Here is a 2,798-nt window from a genome sequence, read left to right as displayed (position 1 = left end):
TGTGTATAAGAGACAGCCGCCAACTCGGTTCGCCGGTCCGCCCGGTGGCCCGCACGGCCTCCCGCGCCCCCGGTCGCCCTCCCGGCCCGGCGGAGGGCCTCCCGGCCGCCGGGCCGGGAGGCCGGGGTCCACCCGCGATCCCTCGCGGAGCCCCTCCGCCCGGTCCCGGGGCGTACGGCTGGGCCCTTTCCGGAGCACAGGGAAGGACCGGACGGAAGCGGTCCGGGCGCCATGGTGGACGCCCGGGCGCGCCCGCCCCCCGCGCCGCGGCGGCCGGGCGCGCCACCGGGGGGACCGGACGCCGCCGCGAGGAAGTCGCGTGACCGAAACTGGCGGCTGTGCGCCCCCCTGTGCTGTCGTACACCAATCCAAGCGCGGAGACGGAAAGTTATGATCCGTGGCGCAAGGTGGGTAAGAACCTCCTGGCACATGCGCGCTGCCCGTTCCCGACCGACATGTATGGAGGTGAACCGCCGTGGCACTCTCGATTTCGGCGGTGGTGCTGCTGGCGATCGTCGTCTTCCTGCTCATCCGGAAAGCGGGGCTGAAGACCGGGCACGCCGTGATCTGCATGCTTCTGGGCTTCTACCTGGCGAGTTCCTCCATCGCCCCCACCGTCAGTCAGCTCACCACCAGCGTGGCGGGCATGATCGGCAACCTGAAGTTCTAGAAGCCGCCCCCCACGTTCCGCGAGCGCTCCCCGGGAGCGGACCTCGTAGGGTGTCCGTATGACGGATCTCCCCGCCCGTCGTCTGCTCCTGGTGCACGCGCACCCCGACGACGAGTCGATCAACAACGGCGCCACCATGGCCAGGTACGCGGCCGAGGGCGCCCGGGTCACCCTGGTGACCTGCACACGGGGCGAGGAGGGCGAGGTCGTCCCGCCCGCCCTCGCCCACCTCGCACCCGACCGGGAGGACCGGCTCGGACCCCACCGCGTCGGCGAACTCGCCGCCGCCATGCGGGAGCTGGGCGTCACCGACCACCGCTTCCTCGGCGGCCCGGGCCGCTTCCGCGACTCCGGGATGGCGGGCCTCCCGCAGAACCACCGCGAGGGCGCCTTCTGGAGCGCCCCCGTGGACGTCGCCGCGGCGCACCTGGTCGAGGTCGTCCGGGAGGTCCGCCCGCAGGTCCTGGTGACGTACGACCCCGACGGCGGGTACGGCCACCCCGACCACGTCCAGGCCCACCGCGTGTCCGTGCGCGCCGCCGAGCTGGCCGCCGACCCCTCGTACGCCCCCGGTCTGGGCGCCCCGCACACCATCGCGAAGATCTACTGGAACCGGGTGCCCCGCTCGGTCGCCGAGGAGGGGTTCGCCGCCCTCCGCGCGACCACCGGGGTCGACTTCCCCGGCATCGCCGACATCGGGGACGTACCGGGCGTGGTCGACGACGAACTGGTCACCACCGAGATCGACGGCACCGCGTACGCGGACCGCAAGATCGCGGCCCTGCGCGCGCACGCCACGCAGATCGCCCTGCAGGGCCGGTTCTTCGCCCTCTCCAACAAGCTCGGCCAGCCCGTCTTCACCCACGAGTACTACCAGTTGGCGCGGGGCGCCTCCGGAGCTCCCGCGGGGGAGCGGGAGACCGACCTGTTCGCCGGGGTGAGCGCGTGAACGCCGCGGTGAAGGCCGCCGTGCACGCGGTGCTCGCCGTGCTGGGCGTCCTCGTGGGACTGGCCGGCGCGCTCGTCCAGGCCGCCTGGCTCCCCGGCGGACTGCTGCTCGCCCTGCTGGCGGCGGCGGCCCTCTTCCGCGGGGGGCGGCGCGCCGCCGGCGGGCAGTCGGGCGTGGTGTCGTCCGGCGCGGGCTGGGTGGCGGCCGTCGCGGTGGCCGGCTTCGGACGCGGCGAGGGCGACAAGCTCCTCTGGGGCGGACTGGCCGACCTGGTGTTCGTGTTCGGCGGCATGATGCTCGCCGTGATGTGCGCCACCCTCCCGGAGACGCCGCAACGACCGGGCGCCACGGGGCCGTTCGAAGGCGGGCACACCCGGACGTGAGGGACGGCGTCCGGGGTGTTCCTCCAGGTAGGAGGTGGGGCGACGACGGCGGCCAGTATGGTGGTGCGCGCCGCCGGGCGCCCGTGGGTGTGTGAACGGGCGGCGGAGCCAACCGGGAGATCCTGCTTTGAGTCGTGAAACTGACACTTCGCCCTCCGGACACCAGGGGCGTGGCGGAACCGCGTACCCCTCGGGCACCCCGCCGTACGGGTCACCTCGGGCCCAGGAGCCGTCCGGGACCGGCGAACCCGCGCAACCCGCGTCACCCGCGTCACCCGCGGAGAAGAAGACCGAGACGACCCTGACCACCCGTATCCGGATCAACATCCCGGGGTCGCGGCCCATCCCGCCGGTCGTCGTGCGCAAGCCGGTGGACGCGGACGGCGAGGGCGCGCCGGCGGGCGCCTCCGAAGGCGAGGGCCCCGCCGAACGCACGGCGCGGACCCCCCGCGCGCGGACCCCCCGCCCGGAGACGGACGAGCCGCGGCCGGCCCCCGCGCCGGAGAAGCCCGCCAGCGCCTGGTTCGCCCCGCGCAAGCCGCCCGCCGCGGCACCCCCCGCCGCGAGCGCCGCGCCGGAGACGGAGCCGTCCGCCGCGCGCCCCGCCGCCGGCGGCCGGGCCCGGCCGCCGGCGGCCCCGGGTACGCGACGGCGGACACCGCGCCGCAGGACCGCCCCGGCGGGCCCGGCCTGCCGTACGCCCCGGACGCACCCGGCGCCCCGGCCGGCCCGACGGCTGGCCCCGCCTTCGGCGCCCTCGGGACGCCGGCCGCCGGAACCCCCGTGGTCCCCGGCG

3 protein-coding genes are annotated in these 2,798 nt (G+C 75.8%); all 3 read left to right on the top strand.

Annotation, left to right across the window (positions count from 1 at the left end; genetic code table 11):
• Window positions 1–475: 475 nt before the first annotated feature.
• The 3 genes from MW084_RS03580 to MW084_RS03570 are packed head-to-tail and all read left to right on the top strand — an operon-like array spanning window position 476 to window position 2,002.
• On the top strand, window positions 476–670 hold the full coding sequence (locus MW084_RS03580) for a hypothetical protein (protein ID WP_010476479.1): 195 nt from the start codon (window positions 476–478) through the stop codon (window positions 668–670).
• 58 nt (window positions 671–728) lie between these two features.
• A complete protein-coding gene (mshB, locus tag MW084_RS03575) occupies window positions 729–1,619 on the top strand; it encodes an N-acetyl-1-D-myo-inositol-2-amino-2-deoxy-alpha-D-glucopyranoside deacetylase (RefSeq protein ID WP_010476481.1) in 891 nt (296 codons plus the stop codon).
• A complete protein-coding gene (locus tag MW084_RS03570) occupies window positions 1,616–2,002 on the top strand; it encodes a DUF6113 family protein (protein ID WP_010476483.1) in 387 nt (128 codons plus the stop codon). Before mshB ends, MW084_RS03570 begins: the two co-directional genes overlap by 4 nt.
• Window positions 2,003–2,798 lie beyond the last annotated feature (796 nt).

The organism is Streptomyces sudanensis, assembly GCF_023614315.1.
In the GTDB taxonomy this organism is placed as follows: Bacteria; Actinomycetota; Actinomycetes; order Streptomycetales; family Streptomycetaceae; genus Streptomyces; species Streptomyces sudanensis.
The sequence above is the reverse complement of the archived record's forward strand: the minus strand, read 5'-3'. Positions and strand labels throughout refer to the sequence as shown.

Excerpts from the sequence above, each read along its gene's own strand:
- mshB (WP_010476481.1), top strand. The coding sequence starts at position 729 with ATGACGGATCTCCCCGCCCGTCGTCTGCTCCTGGTGCACGCGCACCCC.